At 40.0% G+C, this 20,895-nt stretch carries 19 protein-coding genes; 12 read left to right on the top strand and 7 right to left on the bottom strand.

Annotated features, from left to right (window positions below; translation table 11 throughout):
* Positions 1-110: 110 nt before the first annotated feature.
* Together ACSHXM_RS05000 and ACSHXM_RS04995 are read left to right on the top strand one after the other, a co-directional pair.
* Positions 111-1,487: an MATE family efflux transporter gene (locus ACSHXM_RS05000; protein WP_435687637.1), complete on the top strand. Its 1,377-nt coding sequence runs from the start codon at positions 111-113 to the stop codon at positions 1,485-1,487.
* 68 nt (positions 1,488-1,555) lie between these two features.
* Positions 1,556-2,578, top strand: a complete 1,023-nt coding sequence (locus ACSHXM_RS04995; RefSeq protein WP_435687636.1) for an alpha/beta hydrolase family protein — start codon at positions 1,556-1,558, stop codon at positions 2,576-2,578.
* Between the two features lie 62 nt (positions 2,579-2,640).
* On the opposite strand, the gene ACSHXM_RS04990 is transcribed toward ACSHXM_RS04995, so the two are convergent.
* Together ACSHXM_RS04990 and ACSHXM_RS04985 are read right to left on the bottom strand one after the other, a co-directional pair.
* The gene (locus ACSHXM_RS04990) at positions 2,641-5,802 is read right to left on the bottom strand and encodes a M1 family aminopeptidase (protein ID WP_435687635.1); all 3,162 of its coding nucleotides are present in this window, start codon (positions 5,800-5,802) and stop codon (positions 2,641-2,643) included.
* Position 5,803: 1 nt separating this feature from the next.
* Positions 5,804-6,661 carry an ABC transporter ATP-binding protein gene (locus ACSHXM_RS04985; RefSeq protein ID WP_435687634.1) on the bottom strand — a complete coding sequence of 286 codons (858 nt, stop codon included), beginning with the start codon at positions 6,659-6,661 and terminating at the stop codon, positions 5,804-5,806.
* A gap of 226 nt (positions 6,662-6,887) precedes the next feature.
* Here ACSHXM_RS04985 and ACSHXM_RS04980 point away from each other — a divergent pair, with 226 nt between their 5' ends.
* Positions 6,888-8,384 (top strand): sensor histidine kinase, encoded by a 1,497-nt coding sequence (locus ACSHXM_RS04980; RefSeq protein ID WP_435687633.1) that lies wholly within the window; start codon positions 6,888-6,890, stop codon positions 8,382-8,384.
* Entirely contained in the window at positions 8,378-9,067 is a 690-nt protein-coding gene (locus ACSHXM_RS04975; protein WP_435687632.1) for a LytR/AlgR family response regulator transcription factor, read from the top strand. The genes ACSHXM_RS04980 and ACSHXM_RS04975 overlap by 7 nt, the downstream gene beginning before the upstream one ends.
* Positions 9,068-9,119: 52 nt before the next feature.
* On the opposite strand, the gene ACSHXM_RS04970 is transcribed toward ACSHXM_RS04975, so the two are convergent.
* The 3 genes from ACSHXM_RS04970 to ACSHXM_RS04960 are packed head-to-tail and all read right to left on the bottom strand — an operon-like array spanning position 9,120 to position 11,879.
* Positions 9,120-10,352, bottom strand: a complete 1,233-nt coding sequence (locus ACSHXM_RS04970; protein ID WP_435687631.1) for a glycoside hydrolase family 88/105 protein — start codon at positions 10,350-10,352, stop codon at positions 9,120-9,122.
* Positions 10,353-10,411: 59 nt separating this feature from the next.
* Positions 10,412-10,843, bottom strand: a complete 432-nt coding sequence (locus ACSHXM_RS04965) for an FKBP-type peptidyl-prolyl cis-trans isomerase (RefSeq protein WP_435687630.1) — start codon at positions 10,841-10,843, stop codon at positions 10,412-10,414.
* A gap of 52 nt (positions 10,844-10,895) precedes the next feature.
* On the bottom strand, positions 10,896-11,879 hold the full coding sequence (locus ACSHXM_RS04960) for an endonuclease/exonuclease/phosphatase family protein (protein ID WP_435687629.1): 984 nt from the start codon (positions 11,877-11,879) through the stop codon (positions 10,896-10,898).
* Positions 11,880-12,473: 594 nt separating this feature from the next.
* Between ACSHXM_RS04960 and ACSHXM_RS04955 the strand changes: the two genes are divergently transcribed.
* The 5 genes from ACSHXM_RS04955 to ACSHXM_RS04935 all read left to right on the top strand — a co-directional run bounded on the left by ACSHXM_RS04955 (position 12,474) and on the right by ACSHXM_RS04935 (position 18,440).
* The gene (locus ACSHXM_RS04955) at positions 12,474-13,640 is read left to right on the top strand and encodes a Gfo/Idh/MocA family protein (RefSeq protein WP_435687628.1); all 1,167 of its coding nucleotides are present in this window, start codon (positions 12,474-12,476) and stop codon (positions 13,638-13,640) included.
* 18 nt (positions 13,641-13,658) lie between these two features.
* Positions 13,659-14,714 (top strand): sugar phosphate isomerase/epimerase family protein, encoded by a 1,056-nt coding sequence (locus ACSHXM_RS04950; protein ID WP_435687627.1) that lies wholly within the window; start codon positions 13,659-13,661, stop codon positions 14,712-14,714.
* A gap of 13 nt (positions 14,715-14,727) precedes the next feature.
* Entirely contained in the window at positions 14,728-15,942 is a 1,215-nt protein-coding gene (locus tag ACSHXM_RS04945; RefSeq protein ID WP_435687626.1) for an MFS transporter, read from the top strand.
* Between the two features lie 83 nt (positions 15,943-16,025).
* Positions 16,026-16,664 (top strand): gluconate 2-dehydrogenase subunit 3 family protein, encoded by a 639-nt coding sequence (locus ACSHXM_RS04940; RefSeq protein ID WP_435687625.1) that lies wholly within the window; start codon positions 16,026-16,028, stop codon positions 16,662-16,664.
* 42 nt (positions 16,665-16,706) lie between these two features.
* A complete protein-coding gene (locus tag ACSHXM_RS04935; protein WP_435687624.1) occupies positions 16,707-18,440 on the top strand; it encodes a GMC oxidoreductase in 1,734 nt (577 codons plus the stop codon).
* Between the two features lie 12 nt (positions 18,441-18,452).
* On the opposite strand, the gene ACSHXM_RS04930 is transcribed toward ACSHXM_RS04935, so the two are convergent.
* Together ACSHXM_RS04930 and ACSHXM_RS04925 are read right to left on the bottom strand one after the other, a co-directional pair.
* The gene (locus ACSHXM_RS04930) at positions 18,453-19,208 is read right to left on the bottom strand and encodes an MBL fold metallo-hydrolase (protein WP_435687623.1); all 756 of its coding nucleotides are present in this window, start codon (positions 19,206-19,208) and stop codon (positions 18,453-18,455) included.
* A gap of 270 nt (positions 19,209-19,478) precedes the next feature.
* The gene (locus tag ACSHXM_RS04925) at positions 19,479-19,652 is read right to left on the bottom strand and encodes a hypothetical protein (protein WP_435687622.1); all 174 of its coding nucleotides are present in this window, start codon (positions 19,650-19,652) and stop codon (positions 19,479-19,481) included.
* 139 nt (positions 19,653-19,791) lie between these two features.
* Between ACSHXM_RS04925 and yjjX the strand changes: the two genes are divergently transcribed.
* The 3 genes from yjjX to ACSHXM_RS04910 all read left to right on the top strand — a co-directional run.
* Positions 19,792-20,313 (top strand): inosine/xanthosine triphosphatase, encoded by a 522-nt coding sequence (gene yjjX, locus ACSHXM_RS04920; RefSeq protein ID WP_435687621.1) that lies wholly within the window; start codon positions 19,792-19,794, stop codon positions 20,311-20,313.
* Positions 20,314-20,345: 32 nt separating this feature from the next.
* On the top strand, positions 20,346-20,603 hold the full coding sequence (locus ACSHXM_RS04915; protein ID WP_435687620.1) for a hypothetical protein: 258 nt from the start codon (positions 20,346-20,348) through the stop codon (positions 20,601-20,603).
* A gap of 102 nt (positions 20,604-20,705) precedes the next feature.
* On the top strand, positions 20,706-20,895 hold a 190-nt coding region (locus ACSHXM_RS04910; RefSeq protein WP_435687619.1), incomplete at its 3' end, for a hypothetical protein.

Raw genomic sequence — 20,895 nt, 5'->3', positions numbered from 1 at the left:
ATTGGATTCATATTTTTTATCAGGTACTATGAAAACGTTTACAAAAAAATAAACTGTTAGCAATACCTAACCACCAAACTGTTCACTATTATTTCATTTGGGTGCTATTTATGAACACAAATACAGACGCCCAGAAAAAAGGCTTATGGGGCATGAGCCGCCCCATGTTAGTTGAACAAAGCCTACAATTTAGCGTGCCCGTATTAGACACCTTCTTTCTAAGTCAAATCAGTGATGAATCCGCATCTGGCGCTGGCGCGATGGCGCCTGTACTATTTTTCTGTGCGAATATGATGTGGATCATGATTTTTTCAGGAGCAAGTATTGCCAGTCAACGCCTTGGGGCTAATGACGTTGAAAAAACCAATGCCACCATTGCAACCTATACTATTTGGACGTTAGTTTTCGCCAGTGTTTTAACGCTTTTTCTTTACCTAATAGCGCCTTTCATCACCCAAGCGATGGGGTTACCTGAAACGATTAAACATCAAGCCGACTTGTACATGAGCATTGCTTGTTGGCTCATGCTGGTGTGGGGAGTGAAATCTTTATTCCAGTCGATATTAAATGTTTATGGCCAGCCCCAATGGAATATGTACGCCAATATCGTGTTTTTTATTGCCAACGTAGCGGGCAATGCAATTGTTGTATTCGGATTAGGCGGTTTCCCAAAACTTGGCATTGAAGGTGTAGCGTGGGCCAGCGTCATTGGCTCTATTTGTGGCTTATTAGTCAGTGGATTCGCCATTATTATACTGCTAAAAGTTCGATGCAGTTGGTCTAGCGTACGCAAGGAATTTACTAACGCGTCTAAACATATTGGCCGCATAACCTTACCCGGTATGATTGAACCACTATCTTTCGATATTAACATGATTGTATTAAATGGATTTGCTGCAAGTATAGGCACAGCGGCCCTTGCAGCAAAGGTATATACCTTTAATACCTTCTTGCTTGGACTAATTATTAGCATGGCCCTAACCACTGCGACCCAAGTGTTAATTTGCCAAAAAGTTGGTGCAGGAAACTATCACAAAGCAATGGAACAAATGCGGCAAAGCTTAAAGGCAGCCTTGTGGGGTTCGAGTGCCGTTGCCTTGGTATTGATGGCTTTTCACCACCCCATTATGGACATTTACACCGATGATGAATGGTTACTGGCATGTTCGTTTTGGTTATTTCTATTAGCGGCTTTATCCGAACCCTTTAGAGCAATTAACATCATGACAGGCGGTGTATTGCGAGCAACAGGTGATGGATTATTAATCTCAATAATTGGTCCCTTATTTACCTGGTTGGTCGCTCTGCCCAGTGCCTATGTCATGGCGTTTGTATTTGAGTGGGGGATATTTGGAATACTTGGCTCAGCCATTTTAGACGAAGGTGTACGAGCGTTTATGTATTGGAAACGTTGGCGCATGAATCGATGGCATCATACCCATGTACATGCCAGAGAGAAGGCAGCGACCGCATCAAGTACGACATGAAAGTTTTGAGCAAAGAAAACAAGGGTTATGCAGTACTAACCAAATGGAATGTATTTACGAGGTTTATTATGCAGAAAATAACTATTTATCTAGTGTTATTACTATTATCCACAGCCTGTGGAAATTCTAAAAGCGACGTCAGTAATAACAGTACTAACAATCCCCCTACTTCAACACCACTAATCAGTAAACCCACTGAAGCAGAATTAAGCAGCGTTAAAGCTGCGTGGGCATCACGGGACCTTGCTCCTACAGAGACAGAAATCATACTTGAAGATGAAAGAGAGAATCACACCGTTTACATCATCCAACATCTACTAGATGGAAATTTACACTATGGTGCAGTGTTTGTTCCTAAATCCTCGTCTCCAGAAACTTTACCTATTTTAGTAATGCCAGATGGGCTTGATCAACGTGATGCGAGTTTAAACCTCGACAACTTTATTGGCTGGAATACTATTGAAAGTTCCCCCATCAAAGACTTTATTCAAATATATCCGGGGTTTCGTGGCAGAACTTTACGTTACGAAGGGAGAGCTTACTATTCAACCGGTGATTTTTGCGATGCTTACGATGGTACTACTGACGATACCATGAGCTTTTTAACCGCCGCGTTACAAATGAACCTTGGAGGTAATACATCAAAGATTCTGGCAGTGGGCATCAGTCGTGGCGGTAACACAGTGTTCCAATTAGGCATAAGAGATCCTCGAATTTCTACCATTATATCTATGGCAGCTCCCGTCGATTTTAATCGTGAAGAGGTTCGTTCACGATACGGTAGTCAATACGTTTGCCAATTTATTACTGGCAAAAGCACTCAAGAGTCTCGGCAATTTATCGTTGCAAGTTCACCCATATATTTTCCGCCGAGAGATAACATAGATAAATATTTTATCTTTCAAGGCGGTGCTGACCCTGTTGTGCCACAATGGAATGCTCAGGATATGTCAGAATATTTAATCTCACAAAACCAAGATGTCACTCTACATATTTATCCAAATGCTGATCATGGGAGTTTTTGGGGATTAGAAGAACATGACCAGAATTATCGACAAGCATTAAGTTACTTCATTCAAAGCCTAGAGTAGTTGCTACTCCAGACTTTAAGTATTTGGATAAAAGCCAAGCTATGAAACTCTCCCTGCTGAAATTACAGCAGGAGTTCTGTATCCGTTCCTAATAACAATTCATCTACCAAAGGTTGATGTTCATTCTTCACTTGAGTTTTTAGGATACGTACAAAGTCCATAGATGTAGCAGGTGTTTTTGGATAGGCGTGCTGTTGCCACAAAATTCTCAAACTTTGGGTTATGACCTGGTCACCAATTTTATCTCGCAATATTGCAAAGACTAACGTCGCTCTGCTGTACATATCAAAACTATCCGTGGCATCAACTAAGGCTTTAATTTTTTGCGTATTACGCACTAGGGCATCGCTGTACCGTTGGCGTTCATATTCTACTAAAGCCTTCATAGCTGCTTCGCCATAGTCGTTTTCTATCATGACTAATTCAATATATTTTGCTAATGACTCCACTAAGAATGCGTTATCTGTTAATACACCGTTGCCCAGATCATGGCCAAACCATTGGTGAGCGGTTTCGTGCACGGCACGCCGATAACGCTGATCAAATCCTGCATTTTTAGCAGGTTGAGCACGAAAACCAACTTTATGATTAATGAGCATCATTTGCGGTAAAGCATACCCCGTCCCACCAATATCTGGAGTGGCGATTAAACTTAAACGAGTACCTCGATATGGTGCAATGTTTGTACTCATCCAGCTCACTGTATTTTGCATAGCTAACATATTAACTTCAGCGGCAGCATTTGACTCTGAACTATAAATAGAGAACTCGACATTCTCCTGCTCATTGACCAAAACATGGTTACCCACTGACAACCAAACAAAGGCGTTACGAATTGGTTCCTTCGTTTCAAAATGAGCATATCGCCTTCCATTTTCGGTCCACTGCTTAACAATATCTCCTTGCGCTAATGGCAGTTGATTAGCAGAAGTTGAAATGATTGAACTTACGCTCGCCCATTCATATCGGCTAGTCACGGTATTGGGCGTTGAAAATAAACGAGAGGGCGCTGGAATATTAAGAGGTTTCAAGTCGAATCGTTGACGAACCAGTTCACCCCTTAGTGTCAAATTTCGTTGAAACCCAACACTCGGCAACATGGGTACAGCACGAATATAACTAAATGAAGGTTTAACAATTTGTGATCCTACGGCAGGCCAGTACTCGGGTTGAGTATAATTGAGCACAAAAGACATAGTGAAGACTTCACCCGGCGCCAATGGCTGCTCTAAAGACACCACGTATTGCCCTAACTCTTGATCAAACACTTGTGAATATTTCTTTGAAAAGTCCAACTGTTCAATGGCGGTAACTGAATAGTTACCAATTAGGAGTTGCTTAACATTTTCGATAGAGCGGTTTTCTAAAGTGTACGTAAGTGCAAATTTAGCTTTTCCATGCTCTGGAAATATATCAACTTGTGCGTCAACATGACTAACAGTCGGTTGGACCACACTTTCCCAATGCCAATACTTTTTTTCATAATCAGCTCGCCACTTCTCTCTTAAATCGGAGCTTATTAGTGGCCTTTCCGTTATTAGGTTGTGATGTAAATTTAGCCCCGAAAATATGGTAACAAGTAAAAAAATTGCTGAGATAACACTAATATTCCAACGCTGAGCGTTCACAAAGCTCGTTGTTCGATGTGACCATTTTCCAGCAAACCATAAACAACACACAGAGACTGCTAGCCAAAATGACATATACGGCCAATACACTGAGTCACTTTTTTCAAGTCCCCAAAACATGTCCGCAGGTTGTAATGGCGAAGAGGCTATATTCCAGAATGTATGAGTTAACCCTAAGTAACCGCTAATTGGTGTGTTTTTAAATATCAAAAGAGTTATACACCACGCTACAGCCACAAGTTGAGACCGACATATGGTGTGTAATGCAACAAACACAGCTGCGAGCAAAATTAACGACAAACCGACAGTGCTTAACTGCCATACATATTGAAATAATTGGATTTGGCTATTAGCAAATAGCTCAGCGCTCATGCCAGCCACTGCGGACACGAATACAAGGACAAGTATCATACTTACCAAAGCCAAATAATGACTCATCATCAATGTGCCCGAACGAACTGGCGAAGCTGAAATTAGCTCTGCCATAGCAGTATGTCGGTTATGCCAACATAACTGCCAAGACCACAATAAAACGATAAAACTACCGAGCAGCGGCAAGACATCATAAGAAACCCGATTTAATGCATCTAAACTTGTAGGCAACAAAACGGCAAGGGGTTCTGCGTAATCAATCCCTGATAATATTTCATTAAAGATTAAAATCCCCCACCCTAGCATTAAGAGTTGATTAACTTTTTGTTTGAATATGGCTTTACTGGCTAAAACAGTTAATGACTTAAGTTGCGACCAAGTGTTGCTGTTAACCGAAACAGCTTGATATTGAGTTTTATGTGCATTTTGTAAAGAGGATTCTTTAATAAGAGGTAAAGGTTTTCTAGCTTTAGGTTTGACCAACAAAGCCCAATAAAAACAAGCAGCTGTTAAACCACAATAAATTAGCCGATTGGCATAAAATATGAGGTCACCAAATAGTGTCGGCTCAACTGTTTTGTATAAAGCAATGATAGCGGTGTTACCAAATGGATCTAGAATTCGCATAATACTGAACAACCATGGATGACTCATGGAGCTGCCAGCCAACATAGGCGATCCAGTTAAGCTAGCTAGCACGATATAGCCCAACCAAATAACACAAAATATGACGTATATAATCACTGACGAAGCAAAACGCTGGGAAACTAGACATGCTAAAGCACAGAAAAAAGTACAAGCTGGCAAAGCAATAAAGACCACATCCCAAAAGGTTAGTATCAATAATTTAAGGCTAAAACCAAAACTCTGGCTAAGTACAATCCACATTATGACGAAACTCACACACATTAATGTGGCACAAAAGGTAATCAACACTCCCGTGCGTACCAGAAGTCTTTTAATAAGAGATAGAGGAGTCACTAATATTAGTTCCTCCATATCATTCACCTGATCTCGCAAGAACGTTAACGGGGCAAGCGCCCCACAAAGTAAAGGTAGGCTCATCATCACTAAAGTCATGTGTAAAGCTTGCAAACGTTTATCAGCAATCGTGTCTATTCCACCGATACCCAGTGCAAATATGAAAGCCATAAAGGGCAAGACGAAACACGCAAGCCAGGTTAAAGGTTGTCGATACAAATAACGCCATTCATTGATTAACATCCTAAACTCCTGTCTTTTCTAAAATTTCCAAGAAGTATCGGTCTTGTAAACATGCCTCGACAGGTTTGGCATCAAGATTAGGAGGTTCATCTGCTAACACCCTATAGACGGGTAAACCAAAACGGTAACTTTCACTTAGGATCTGATTAGTATCTTCGGGACGTTTATCACTTTGCCAAATGCGCCCTTGGATTGGCTCAATTAATTTTTGTACTGCACCATTATCTATAATTTTGCCTTTGTTGATGAGCGCCACAAAAGGACAAAGGTTTTCAATATCTTCAACAATGTGGGTTGATAACAAAATCAATTTATCTTTACTGATATTGACTAACAGAGCATGTAAACGCTCTCTTTCGGCAGGATCTAAACCTGCAGTGGGCTCATCCATGATCAATATACTTGGATCGCCTAATAAGGCTTGAGCTATACCAAAACGTTGGCGCATACCACCAGAAAATGTTGCTACATTTTTGCTCGCCACGTCACTTAAGTTAGTTAATTCAAGTAATGTTTCAATTTGCTGTTTTTGCTGTACCGGACTGTTTATTCCTTTCAAAACCGCCATATGACGCAATAAGGCGTAACAACTCATATTCGGGTATACACCAAAATATTGAGGCAAGTAGCCTAATTGTTGACGCATAAACATGGGATTTTCCAATACATCAATATCAGAAAGTTTTATCTGGCCACGAGCAGGGGATTGTAAGCAAGCTAAGGTGCGCATTAAGGTCGACTTTCCTGCTCCGTTCGGCCCTAATAAGCCAACCATTCCCTTCGGTAGATTTAAGGTGATGTCTTTTAAGGCTTGAGTGCCATCGGCGTAAGTCAAAGATAATTTCTGAATCGATAACATGATTTAATTTTCCTATAACATTTGTACCCACCTTAAAAAACAGAACCCAAGGTGACAAGATATCGATGACCAAAGGGTTGATATAAAGGACGAAAGTTAAAAAATGGAGTAATATTCCGTCAGTTATCCTTTCGTCATTGAATTGGCTACTTTTGTCATACAAACGCTGACTTTAACGACTGATTGAGTCAAGCTACGACTTTAGTTATTGGATAAGAAAATACTGATGCCTACTTTTGATGTGATTAAACTCACACTCCCGAAACTTATTGAAAATCAGCTGGCTTTAATGGCCGTTGTATTAATCGAAGTGTTTATCCATCTGATATCTAATCAAAACCCAACTGCTTTGTTATTTTTAACAACTTTCTTGCAGTTGGCTATTGAGTGCTCACCTATATTAGTCGCTCACTATTTTGCGTTTAAATACAAAGGAAAAAGAGCATTCATTGTCTGGTTCCTAGGTTTTGTCATTTACCCGACCTTATTTTTATATTTATCAAGCACTAACCCTGGGTATTTAGAATGGACATTGTTTACGCCACAGCCTTGGGTTTGGTTGAGCTTAGCCAGCCTAGGTTATGGAATCAGTATATTACTCGCTAAGCGACATCGAACTAAATCTCTGCAGGTCATCTCTCGCTTGCTTTCGTTAAATTCAGTGTTGTTATTTTTGTTATGTGCTTGGGCATTTGTGACAGCGGGTATTTTTGCATCGACTGATGATCCCTTGCGTAATCAACCTATTCAAGCTGCGATTGACAGTGAAGTTTTGATCGTTAATTTTGCTAATTTTTTACAATATATATGGCAATTTTTAATCATCGGCGCAGTAGTTTTATCAGTTTATTGGGTGAATCGTTACATTCTCATTAGACTCGTATTAGCTAGAAGTGGCGTCTTAGCTTACATATCAGCATGTCTAATATACATCACTTTAGCCACTCCAATTTTATGTTCAGTAATCTTATGGTTACCTATAAATATTCCAGAATTCACTTTTCTTCCATCTGGAGATTACAATGTGTTTTCGCCTATCAATTACCGTATTTGTTTTATTGTTTTGGCCATCAGTGCCCCCATAATTTTGGCCTTTGAGCGCCAGCAACAAGATAAAGCCTTGGCTGAGATAGCTCAGCGCCAAAGCCAAACCGAATTACAACTATTGCAACAACAAATTAACCCACACTTTTTATTTAATACGTTGAACAATCTATACGCATTAACTTTAACCCACTCAAAATCAGCACCTCAATTAGTGATGCAACTTGCTAATTTATTAAGGTACACGGTTTATGAAGGACAAAATAATAGAGTCATATTGGCGCAAGAAATTGAATATTTGATAGATTTTATTGCTCTTCAAACCATTCGTAGTGAAGATAAATGTCAAATAGAAACCCATTTTCCAGAGCAAGCAGAAGATTGGAAGATCGCTCCTCTATTATTGATAATTATATTAGAAAATGCTTTTAAACATGGCGTTGAACCTAGTCAAAAAACATCCGTTATTAAACTCGATATGCAAATTACAGGAAACAAACTAACCTTAACCTGTAAAAATAGCCTACCAGAAAATGCGCCTAAAAAGCCTTCAGGGATTGGAATTAACAACCTTATGCGCCGATTAAGCTTGTTGTACTCGGGTAAACATACCTTTGTAAGTCAACAACAAAATAATGAATGGTTTGCACAGCTAACATTGGAGATGGAACCTTGCTAAAAACATTAATTATTGATGATGAACCTTTAGCACATGAAGTGATTAAATATCATCTTCAAGGTATTGCAGATATTCAAATAGTTGCACAATGTTTTGATGCTACCGAAGCAATGAGTTTTTTAGCTAACCATTCGGTTGATTTACTTTTGTTGGATATCAACATGCCTGCATTAAGTGGAATTGAGTTACTAAAAGTACTTAAACACCGGCCTCAAGTCATACTTATTAGCGCGTATAAAGAATATGCATTAGAGGGGTTTAATTTGGATGTTGCAGACTACTTATTAAAACCCGTCAGCCAAGAGCGATTATTGCTAGCGTTAGATAAAGTACGAAAACGGGTTGTTTCGTCTGCACCAATAAAATCAAGCTTATCCCAACATATAGTGCTCAAAGTAGACAAGGGCATTCGTAAGTTTGAGCTGACTGAAGTCACTCTATGCGAAGCCTATGGTAATTATGTTAAGTTGTGGCAAGGCAATCAAATGACATTAATCAGAAGCACGTTAAAATTGTTGTTTGAACAATTACCCAAACAACAATTCATGCAGGTTCACAAGTCATATATTATTAACGTGAATCAAGTCGTTGCTGTTGAAAATGAGCAGATTCATTTATCTAACAAACATAGTGTAAAAGTAGGAAAGTCATTCAAAGGGAAACTTCCTGCTTTGCTAAAATAACGCCTAATATTACTTCCGTTAAATCACTATATACTCAGAAACTTATCTCATGTTATTCAAACTGCTCTTGTTCTAGAGCTTGATCACTCATTTCAATTGCATTGGCTAGGTTTTTTGAGCGTTTAATAGGTACTGGCTGCAAGCCACCTAATAATTTGTAAAGTTCGCTTCCGGCAGCTAAAAATGCTCCTGTGCCGTAAACTTCTGTTTTATCTGGCCAGGCTTGCCCCGGTGCTGCTCCAATTGGCTGTACATATCCCAGCATGCCATCCTCGGTAATGTGACTCGTTAATGTCTGCCAAGCATTTAACACCTTTGGTAGATATTTTTGTTTTTTCAACAACCCCCGGTTGATGCCCCAAGCTAATCCATATGTAAAAAATGATGTGCCACTGGTTTCTGGCGTAGGGTAATTTTCATCATCCAATAAGCTCATCGCCCAGTGGCCTTGGTCGGTTTGAATGTCTATTAAGGTATCGGTCATTTCTAGGTAAATCTTTTTGAAATACGCATAATGTGCTGACTTTGGATCAAGTTCATTCATCACCAATGTCAATCCAGCATACACCCAACCATTTCCTCGTCCCCAGAATACTTTTTTACTGTTAACTAATTTACCAATGTAGTTACTGTCGCGATAATACAAACCTTCTTTAGCATCATATAGGTGATCAGTGGTGGCTTTAAATTCTTCAACCATCCAGTCTACATACTTGTCATCGCCTGTAATGTTCGACAACTTTGCCCATACAGGCGGAGACATAAATAATGCATCACACCAAGTCCACCGCTGAAAATTTTTGGAGCCCTCAATACTGATTGATTGCTTGCTAGGATTAGCCATTATGTAATCCAAACTCTCTTGAGTTTTAGTTAACATGGCAGCGTCGTTATAACGACGATAGAGGTCTAAATACAATTGGCCAACTATGTGATCATCAGCGTGATACATTCTGCGATGTAATGTCCATTCACCTTGTTCAGCTATACTTCTTAACCATGCTTGATACCTAGGATCACCTGAAATACTGGCCCACTTCAACATACCTACATATAAAGCACCATTGGTCCAATCTAGAATGTGATGAGGCCCTTTTCTAAACTTTAAGTCATATACATCTCGAAAATGAGCGATTTGCCAATCTGCCACTCGTTGCATTGACAAGGCAATATCATCCGTTTTCACTTGGGCTTGAATCTGCTCAGGCACAATGGGCTTTGACGCACAGGAAACCATCAAGATCATAATCCCCAAGATAGTTAATCCCTGAATTCTATTTTTCATATTAATGCCTCATAACAAGCTTGTATGATAAAGAGACTAACACTCAATAAGGAATGAGTTCAAATGAACTCCACATCTACCAATCTGATGTCAAAAAACAACGCGGTATTGGGCCCTATTTTATTGCCTACTCCCTTCTTCCCCCATGCCAGCTCTGGTGGTAATACAAATTCGTAACGAGCACCTACAGACATCATTGGTAACCCTTCTTGCAAACCTGGTAAGGCTTCTTTCATCAAAAACCTGTCAGTGAAACCGGTTTTGTAGGTGTCTGCGATTACGCCACCGTCCATGTTTAATATGCGCTGATTCACCACCACTTCATCTTGCATGGTGGGCTGTAAACCCTTAGCTTCTTCAACTACTCGATAAATCAAGCCCGTTGGAGTTTGAACTGCATCGTCTTTCCTAAGGTATTTTTCAATAAACAACTCGCTGGCTTTTCGATTTTGACCAGAGGAGCCTTTATTCATTTTTTTAGATTTTGCCATATCAGTAACACAAAATTATACGTGCCAAAAGTATATCAAACATCCACACGAACTAGGTTCTAAATGTTGCTACAAAGGGCGCGTGATCTGATTCAGGAAACTTAGTGTCACTGGCAAAGGGTAGGCTTTCATCATGTAAGTTTTCATTAAATATACGAGCTTGCTCAAACTTAGCAGACATAGATTGTGAAATTAACATATGGTCTAACAGGTTCTTTTCACCGTGATGCAAATGACTAAAACGTACCGAATCTGCAATCGCTAAACTACAAGGCAGCATGACTGTATGGCGTAATTCTGGGTTGCCGGTGTTCTCTACTCGACCACAAATGGCCTCTACTGGTACTTCGCTTGGCTCAGCATTAAAGTCACCACATACCACTATGTTAGCATTGCGTGTATCAGCAAAAATATCGTCTAACAAAACACGAGTTTCTAAAGCTTGACCAACACGTTTTATTGAAGATAAAAAATACCCCTCGGCCCAACCTGCTGCGCTTTTCCACGTATAATTATTTAACTTCTGTCCTTTAACATTGGACGATAATCTAGACTTAAGATGCAAGTTAATCACATGCACATCGCCTATATCTGGCACTTCAATTTGCGCATGTAAAATGGGACGTTCCCAACTAATGTCTTTTGCCTCCTGGTCTGGAATAGCGGTGGACTTTCGATATTCAAGCTTGTCCAAATGTTCATGTTTATATTGATTTAGCTGTTTGATCGGCCAACGGGACAAAATGACTAGGTTACGTTTGTCGTAAGGCACATCATCGGATGTGACCGTATGCCCCGTATGAAAATGTGCATAGGGCGTATCCACGATTAAGGTTTCAAGCGCAGATAACTCGCGTTTAGGATCTCTAGAGGTATGCTCGGGCAACTCTTGACCATGCACTTCTTGTAGGCACAAAATATCTGCATCTATTCGCAACAACATATCTCTAAGTGGATGTAACCTTTTAACCAAAATAGGGTTGTTCTCATCGCTATTTTCGTCGAGATTCTCAATATTAAATGTGGCTATTTTCATAATCTACTGTCGTCCTATCTGTTAGATTTGAGGGCTGCTACTAAGAATGGCATTTAACGTACACGATTAAAAATTGTGCAATTAATACAGTATTCACTTTCTACTATCTAGTCGTCAATCTTTAAGCCAGAAAAGTGCTTAATTTATGTACTTTTCACCTGTCACTTTGCTTATTAATTAACTCCTATAAACAAATAAAACTAGCACTGCTAATTAAAACTAGTCGATCTTTAAATAGTAAAAAAACAGCATTTAGGCAACAAGACTTATGGATGGATTTTGTTCAATTTTCTATTTCATGAAAACTCATTAAATCGACGAGTTTTTTCAGGCTCTCTCTTTAAAAAATTGAAGTTTTTTCTTAGCATTTTTAGTCAAACAAAAACCATCCCTTTATTTTCAAAAAAACCTAGAAATATCAACACCTAAGAGACTGTTCAAAAAACACACTAAAATCAACTAGCGCCGAATTTGTTGCATCGTGTTGCCGATTTTATGTTAGGAGTTAGTGACAACACCAAGGTAGGATTGTTAACATAAAATTAACCTTTTCTATATGAAAATTTAGACAAGCAAAAATAGAGTGAAGGAATCATGGCGAAGACCAAAGTAAGAATGGGCATGGTTGGCGGTGGCCAAGGTGCATTTATTGGCGCTGTACATCGTATTGCAGCAAACATTGATGGTGAAATTGAACTCGTTTGTGGCGCGTTCAGTTCTAACGAAGAGCGCAGCAAGGCTTCTGGTGCGGATTTATTCCTTCCGGCTGGCAGGTGTTATGGCACCTACCAAGAAATGTTTGATGCAGAAGCAAAATTGCCTGCCGAACAACGTATGCAATTTGTTGCGATTGTTACGCCTAATCACATGCATTTTTCGGTAGCCAAGGCAGCCTTAGAGTCTGGTTTCCATGTATTAAGTGACAAACCGGCAACCTTCAATCTTCAAGAAGCCGTTGATTTGGCCGAAGTAGTTAAATCAACAGGCCAATTATACGGTTTGACTCATACCTACAATGGCTACCCTCTTGTAAAGCAAGCTCAAGACATTGTCGCCAGTGGTCAACTAGGCAACATCACTAAGGTTATTGTGGAATACACCCAAGGCTGGTTAGCAGACAAAGAAGGTGATTCTGGTAAACAGGCAGCGTGGAGAGTGGACCCCAAACGAGCTGGTATCAGCTGTTGTATGGGAGATATAGGTGTACATGCGGCAAATTTAGCTGAATATGTAACCGGCTCACATATTTCTGCCATGTGTTCAGATTTAGGCAGTGTGGTTGAAGGCCGTTTGTTGGATGACGATGGTACGATTTTATTACGCTTTGATAACGGCGCTCGAGGAGTATTGTTATCTAGTCAGGTTCAAGTAGGTGACGAAAACAACCTTCGCCTACGAATATACGGTGAGAAAGGTGGCATTGAATGGTCACAGTTAGAGCCAAATACTTTGTGGTTAAAATCTAACACCGCACCGACTCAAATGATCCGCACTGGCGTGGGTGAAATGAGTGCTAATGCTCAAGGTGCTATTCGTACCCCAGCGGGTCACCCAGAAGGATACCTAGAAGCCTTTGCCAATATCTACGGAAATTTTGTTAAACAAATCCGTGCCTTTGAAGCGGGAGAAGAATATTCGAACGCGACATTTGATGTACCCGGCATAGACGAAGCCATTCGTGGCATGGCATTTATCGAAAACAGCGTGACATTTAGTCAATCAGAGACTAAATGGCATGACTTTGTTATCTCACCACTTTAATTAATCAGGATAGTAAAAATGAAACAAATCAAAGGTCCAGGTATTTTTCTAGCGCAATTTGCTGGTGATGATGCTCCTTTCAATTCTTTCCCCGAAATTTGTAAGTGGGCAGCAGGTAATGGCTTTAAAGGCATTCAAGTTCCATCATGGGACGGGCGTTTATTCGACTTAGAAAAAGCCGGAACAAGCAAAGACTATTGTGATGAAATTGCCGGAACCGCTAAAGAACACGGTTTAGAAATCACAGAACTTTCAACTCATTTACAAGGTCAATTGGTTGCTGTTCATCCATGTTATGACCAAATGTTTGATGGGTTTGCGCCTGCACATTTACACGGAAACCCTGATACACGCACTGAGTGGGCTGTCGAACAAATGAAGCTTGCCGCTAAAGCCAGTCAACACTTAGGCCTTAAAGGTCATGCAAGTTTCTCAGGTGCTTTACTATGGCAAACTATGTATCCATGGCCACAACGCCCAGCAGGCTTAGTTGAACAAGGATTCGAAGAATTAGCTAGACGTTGGAAGCCAATTTTAAACGCATTTGATGAAGCCGGTGTTGACGTATGTTACGAACTACACCCTGGTGAAGATCTTCATGATGGAGTAACGTTTGAGCGCTTCTTAGAGGCCGTAGACAATCACCCTCGCGCCAATATTTTATATGACCCAAGCCATTTTGTTTTACAACAACTAGACTATTTGGCTTTCATCGACATTTATCATGAACGTATTAAAGCCTTCCATGTAAAAGATGCCGAATTTAATCCAAATGGCCGTTCAGGTGTATATGGCGGCTATCAAGGATGGGTGGATCGTCCAGGACGTTTTCGTTCACTAGGTGACGGTCAAATCGACTTTAAGAGCATATTCAGCAAAATGACTCAATACAATTTTGATGGATGGGCTGTTATGGAATGGGAATGCGCTATTAAGCATCCTGAAAATGGTGCAGCAGAAGGCGCTAAGTTTATTAGCGAACATCTGATTAGACCGACAGAAAAAGCTTTCGACGACTTTGCTGGTGTGGAAAAAGACGTTGAAATGAATAAAAAAATACTCGGCATTAAATAAGGTAAATAATAATATGAATGCAGTAACAGACATTTCAGAAAAGGATGCTAAACGCGTCTTTAACATAAGTTGTATCGCACTAATTGTAACCGCTATGACCTTCGCTATTCGCGCAGGTATTTTGGGAACGTTAGGTGAAGAATATGGTTTAAGCGGAGAAGAGTTAGGCTGGATAGCCAGTATGGCCTTTTTGGGCTTCCCATTTGCCATGATTTTTGGTGGTGCACTTTATAACGCTATTGGCGCAAAATTAATTGTTTGGTTAGCTTTCATCGGTCATGCATTAGGTTTAGTGCTAACCATTGTTGCTGATGGATTTTGGGGATTAATGATATCTACCTTCTTGGTCGGTTTTGCTAATGGTTTAGTTGAAGCAGGTTGTAACCCCATCATTGCTCAACTTTATCCAAATAATAAAACAGCTATGTTAAATCGATTCCACGTTTGGTTCCCAGGCGGCATAGTGATTGGTTCTTTGGTTTCTGCCGGCATGACTGAACTAGGTCTTGGCTGGGAAGCACAAGTAGCCACCATGTTAGTACCTACAGCAATTTATGGCATCATGATGTTTGGTTTCACTTTCCCTAAACTAGAAACTGAAGATGATTCAACAAGTGGAAACTTAAAAGCCTTATTTAACCCTATCTACATTTTCTTAGCTGTTTGTATGACATTAACAGCTGTAAGTGAATTTGGTCCAGGCCAATGGATCAACCAGATACTAGAAGCGTCTGGTGCAACACCTATGCTTATTCTTGCTTTAATCACTGGTATTATGGCACTAGGTCGTTTCTACGCTGGTCCTCTAGTACATAAATTAAGCCCTCCAGGCGTATTATTTGCCTCAGCGGTTTTAGCTACTCTAGGTTTATTCCTAATGACTCAATTGCAAGGCACAGCGGTTTACATTGCGGCTGTAGTATTTGCATTGGGTATCACTTATTTCTGGCCAACCATGATTGGTTGTACTACTGAATACACACCTAAAACAGGTGCGTTAGGTATGTCATTAATGGGCGGCGCGGGTATGTTTGCCATGAGTGCTTGGAACCCTGTTATTGGTGGTTGGGTGGATTCAGCAACAGCTAGTGCAGAAGCTGCTGGCCTTAAAGGCACTGAAGCATCACTTGTCGCTGGACACGAAGTGTTAAACAGTCTAATAATGTTCCCATTGGTATTAATCGTTCTATTTGGCGCCTTTTACTTTGTAATGCGCAAAAAAGCATAAAACGTTATTGCGTTTAAATTGAACTGAATAAAAACGCTCGTAAAGAGCGTTTTTTGTTAGGACTCACTTTATGAGGATACGAAATGACAATACATTCCACAAAGGCCACAGAAATAACGAATAAATCCGATGAAGAATCGCGCCGACGCTTTTTACAAAAAGTACTAGGCTTAGCTTGTGTCACAACCAGTGGCTCTATGTTATCGAGTTGCGCCTTAAAATCAGCAGACGCTTTTGCTAAAGCTGAAAGTGAACCGGTTAACTCAAAAATTTTGTTTAGTGAAGGTCAAATGACAACTCTGTTTGCCATTGGCGACTCCATTTTACCTCGTACAGACACACCAAGCGCCAGTGAAGTTAACTGCCACAACTTTGTCCAGCATCAACTATTAGCCTGCCATTCAAAAGATGAACAAAACGCCTGTATTGAAGTCATTGACCAAATAGACAAAACCAGCATTGCTCAATTAAACCAACCTTTTGCTCTATTAAGCAAAGAACAACAACAAACCTTGTTAACCCAACTAGAGAACCAACAAGGCTTTAATGAGCATACTCGCGGACAGTTTTCATTTCTTAAAGCCCTAATCATATTTGGTTATTTCACATCAGAAGTGGGGGCAACTCAGGCTCTTAATTATCAAGCGGTACCAGGTGGATTTAAAGGTTCTATTCCGTGTGACGAAAACACCAAATCTTGGGGTTCGATTGACTATTACTAAGTCAACATAGGTAATTAGGCAAGGTATTTAAAGGGTTATTGCATGTCAGAAGAATTATATATACACGAAAGTTCAGAAGAATATGACGCCATAGTAGTTGGTTCAGGTATCTCTGGTGGATGGGCTGCAAAAGAGTTTTGTGAGCGCGGTTTTAATACATTAATGATTGAGCGCGGCCGGGTAGTCAAACACCGCGAAGACTACATTGGTGAAGGAAAAGGCCCATGGGAATTTCCTAATCGAACTAAAGTAGATAACTTACTGGTTGAAGAGCAACATAAAGTTCAAAAACAATGTTATGCCTTTACAGATGCCACTAAACATTTTTTTGGAAACGATAAAGATTTACCTTATAGCCGCGAAGAAGGTAAACGTTTTGAGTGGATCCGCGCCAATCAATTAGGTGGGAAATCGTTATTATGGCACCGCCAATCTTACCGTTTAAGCGATTATGATTTTGGCGCCAACAAAGCAGATGGACACGGTAACGATTGGCCAATTCGATACAACGACCTTCAAAAATGGTACAGCCACGTTGAAAAACATGCGGGCATTAGTGGTTCAAAAGAAAATTTACCTCAATTACCTGATAGTGAATTTTTACCCCCATTTGAAATGTCTAAGCCCGAAATAGAGCTAAAAAAGCGCTTCGATAAGCTTTATCCAGAACGCCCCATCATAATGGGCAGAACTGCCCACTTAACCAAACCCAGTACACTACATATGCAGCAAGGGCGAGTTCAATGCCAGGCCAGAAATGAGTGTCAAAAAGGCTGTTCTTTTGGCGCATATTTTTCGACCCAAAGTTCTACACTGCCTGCCGCGGCTAAAACCAACAACTTATCTATCGCACCAAACAGTGTGGTACATAGTTTAATTTACGATGAAAAAACCAAACGGGTTAAAGGTGTTAGAGTCATAGATAACAATGATTTAACTACCCGTGAATACTACGCCAAAGTGGTATTTTTGTGTGCTTCAACCTTGGGCTCTACGCAAATACTGCTCAACACAAAAACCAAAAGTTTCCCAAATGGATTAGCTAATAGTTCAGGCGTTCTAGGCCACTACTTAATGGATCACAACTATGGTGCTGGCGCCGGTGGCAGACTAGAAGGATTTGAAGACGAGTATTATTCAGGGCGACGTCCTACTGGGCTTTATATGCCTAATTTTAGGTTTGAACCTTCTCGTTATAGCAAAAAATATTTACGTGGCTTTGCCTTAGGTGCAGGCGCACAACGTTCCAATTGGCAAGGTATACGATACCAAAAAGGGGTGGGTGCAGACTTTAAAGACAAACTGACGCGCCCAGGTGGATGGTCTTTCGGTATGTATGCCCAAGGCGAAATGTTACCAAGATACGAAAACCAAGTATCTTTACACCCGACGAAAACGGATAAATGGGGAATGCCACAACTTCACATCAATTGTGAGTGGTCTAAAAATGAAATGGATATGATGCATGATGCTGCTGATATAGCTGCTGAAATGTTGACTAACATCGGCCTCAAAGATGTAACCAGCAGAGTCAATTACAAAGACAACCCACCGGGTTTACAGATTCATGAGGTAGGTACAGCAAGAATGGGCAGAGATCCAAAAGACTCGGTACTCAATAGTTACAACCAAACTCACGATGTAGCCAATCTATTTGTGACCGATGGTTCGAGTTTTTGTTCTACCAGTACCCAAAACCCATCGTTAACCTTTATGGCATTAACGGCAAGAGCTGTTGACTACTGCGTAAATGAAATGAAAAACAAGCGTATTTAAGCAACTTAATATCTAGCGACGTTTTCTCAACAACAACTGTTTTAAGCCATTTTTTGTTGACGAAAACGTCGAACGTGGGTATTTCGGCGCGACTGTTAATAGATGTTCAAAGTTAATTGCTTTAAACGGCACACTCCCACCATGAGCCAACATAACGGTTTCTAAATCCATTGCTTGTATTTTCTGTAATGACTTACGGTATTGGTTAGGATGAAAAACCGGTAGAGGGGGGACAAATCGATTTTTCACTTTTACTAACAAATCCGCCACATAGACACTTTTTGTAGGAAGGTGTAATACGGATAAATCTCGGTCTGTATGGCCAGGCGTATTAATCACTTGCCATTCGGGAAACCCAGGTAAAGGATCATTATCTTGCAGTTGAAAGTCAGCTTTAATGTGCGGTGAATACCACAAATTAGCCTTTTTACGGCCTAATCGATGCCCTACCCAATAAGCCAAAGTGACGTCTAACAAGTGCATCAATCGTCCATTAATTCCACGGTACCAGTGGTTTGTATTAAAAGACGTAACAATTTTACAATCTGTAAGTTGACGTAATTTCTGTGCCGCGCCAGCGTGATCCGGATGCATGTGGGTCACCACAACTAACTTTAAATCTGTAAAAGAACGCTTGAGTGTTTGAGTGATGAATTCTTTTAGTAAGGCTACGTCGGGTTTTGCACATCCATCAAGTAGAAATAGGCCAGATGGATATTCAATCAAATAGATAGATTGGATATATCCCGAAAGTGTATGAATTTTCATCGTGATTCTATTAACCTCGCTGACTGAGCAAGGGTTATTTAACCTGAACTCGGGAAAATGAGTGTCGTTTAAAATTGAGCTTTACAAAGAATTCAATCACTTACAAATATTACTCTAGTTTTGTTTGGGGTTAGGATGACTCGATGACGAAATTTTTCGTGTATAGCAAGGCGGATTTTCGTACGTAATAACGTGTTATTGCTAGACAATCCAACGCCGCTAGGCACAAAAAGAGCGTTATCGAGAGGCTCGGCTTATCCCGAGCTCAGGTTATTTAGCTTCGGTTAGCTCAACTGTGGATTCAATATACTCGATAGCTTTTTGCAAACTGCCAAAAGCATTAATTAGATTCTGACGCCCTTTATTGGCTAATTCAGGGTTATTATTTTCAGACATCATCCACACCCAAGTGCGAATTAAAGATTCTGGGGGTACATTCGGCATAATTTGTTATCCATTTGTATTTATTTTTATTTCGTAACCCAATTATTATATCCTGCCATATCATTAGATACGAGTATAAAATTAATAGTCAAGCGACTGAAAATAGCCGTCTGTCAGTTAAACACAAAGGTTTAGAATAATGAAAATAGTGGTAGGCTCAAAAAATCCGGTAAAGATAAATGCCGCCAAACAAGCTATTACACAAGTCCTATCGTTAGCCGATATTGACTGCGTAGGAATAGATTCTCCTTCAGGTGTGCCGGACCAACCCATGAATAGTCACGAAACCCAACTCGGCGCATTAAATCGCATTAAGTATTGCCAACAACACATTGATGCAGATTATTATGTCGCCATAGAAGGTGGGGTTGAGCTATTCGAATATGGCCCCGCTACTTTTGCATATATCGCCATTACAGATGGTAAATATAGATCAATTGGCCGTTCTAGCATGATGCCTTTACCGCCAAAAGTATTTCAAGCATTAGAAAAAGGAGAAGAATTAGGCACTGTTATGGATAAATTATTTGACACAAAAAACGTCAAACAAAAACAAGGTGCTATAGGTTTATTGACAAATGGTTTAGCCACTAGGGAAAGTATTTACACTCAAGCCATTATTTTGGCTATGGCCCCCTTTATTAATTCAAATTTATTTTAATGAAAATAAAATGACAATAGTATGACTCCTGTATGACAAACACACCCAGCTATACCTTTGAAATTATTCCCAAAAGTTGGTCTAAAAGGCGCAAGCCGAGTAAAGATCCTGTTCCTGTATTTGTAGAAATCCCTGACCTTGTCTTAAAACAGCAATATTTCTGTAATATGAACGTCACATACGATGACTATTCTCAGCGTACATTTTATTCTCGTGTAATTTTTAACCAACTCACAGAGCAATGGACAGTTGATGGTATGCATGTAGCGGTAAGGGTAATACTTACGTAATTACCTTAACCATCATCTAACAGAGTTATTACATACGAGAATAAGCGTTTTTAATTACTGGAATTTATTAAATTTCAGAATAGATTTGTATGTTGTAATCAAATGAAAAATATTAGTTTTACCTTAATAATCTCAATTATACTGCTAGCCTGTAATGCTTCAGAACAAGCCGAATCCACTATAGACAAAATTCCATCTCGCAATTTTGCAGATGAATACTTAATGGCTGACTTTAAGTTAAATGACAACTATCAATACTGGGAAATCAGAAAAGGTAATGACTCTACCCAAG

Source organism: Paraglaciecola sp. (assembly GCF_051252315.1).
GTDB lineage: Bacteria > Pseudomonadota > Gammaproteobacteria > Enterobacterales > Alteromonadaceae > Paraglaciecola.
The sequence above is the reverse complement of the archived record's forward strand: the minus strand, read 5'-3'. Positions and strand labels throughout refer to the sequence as shown.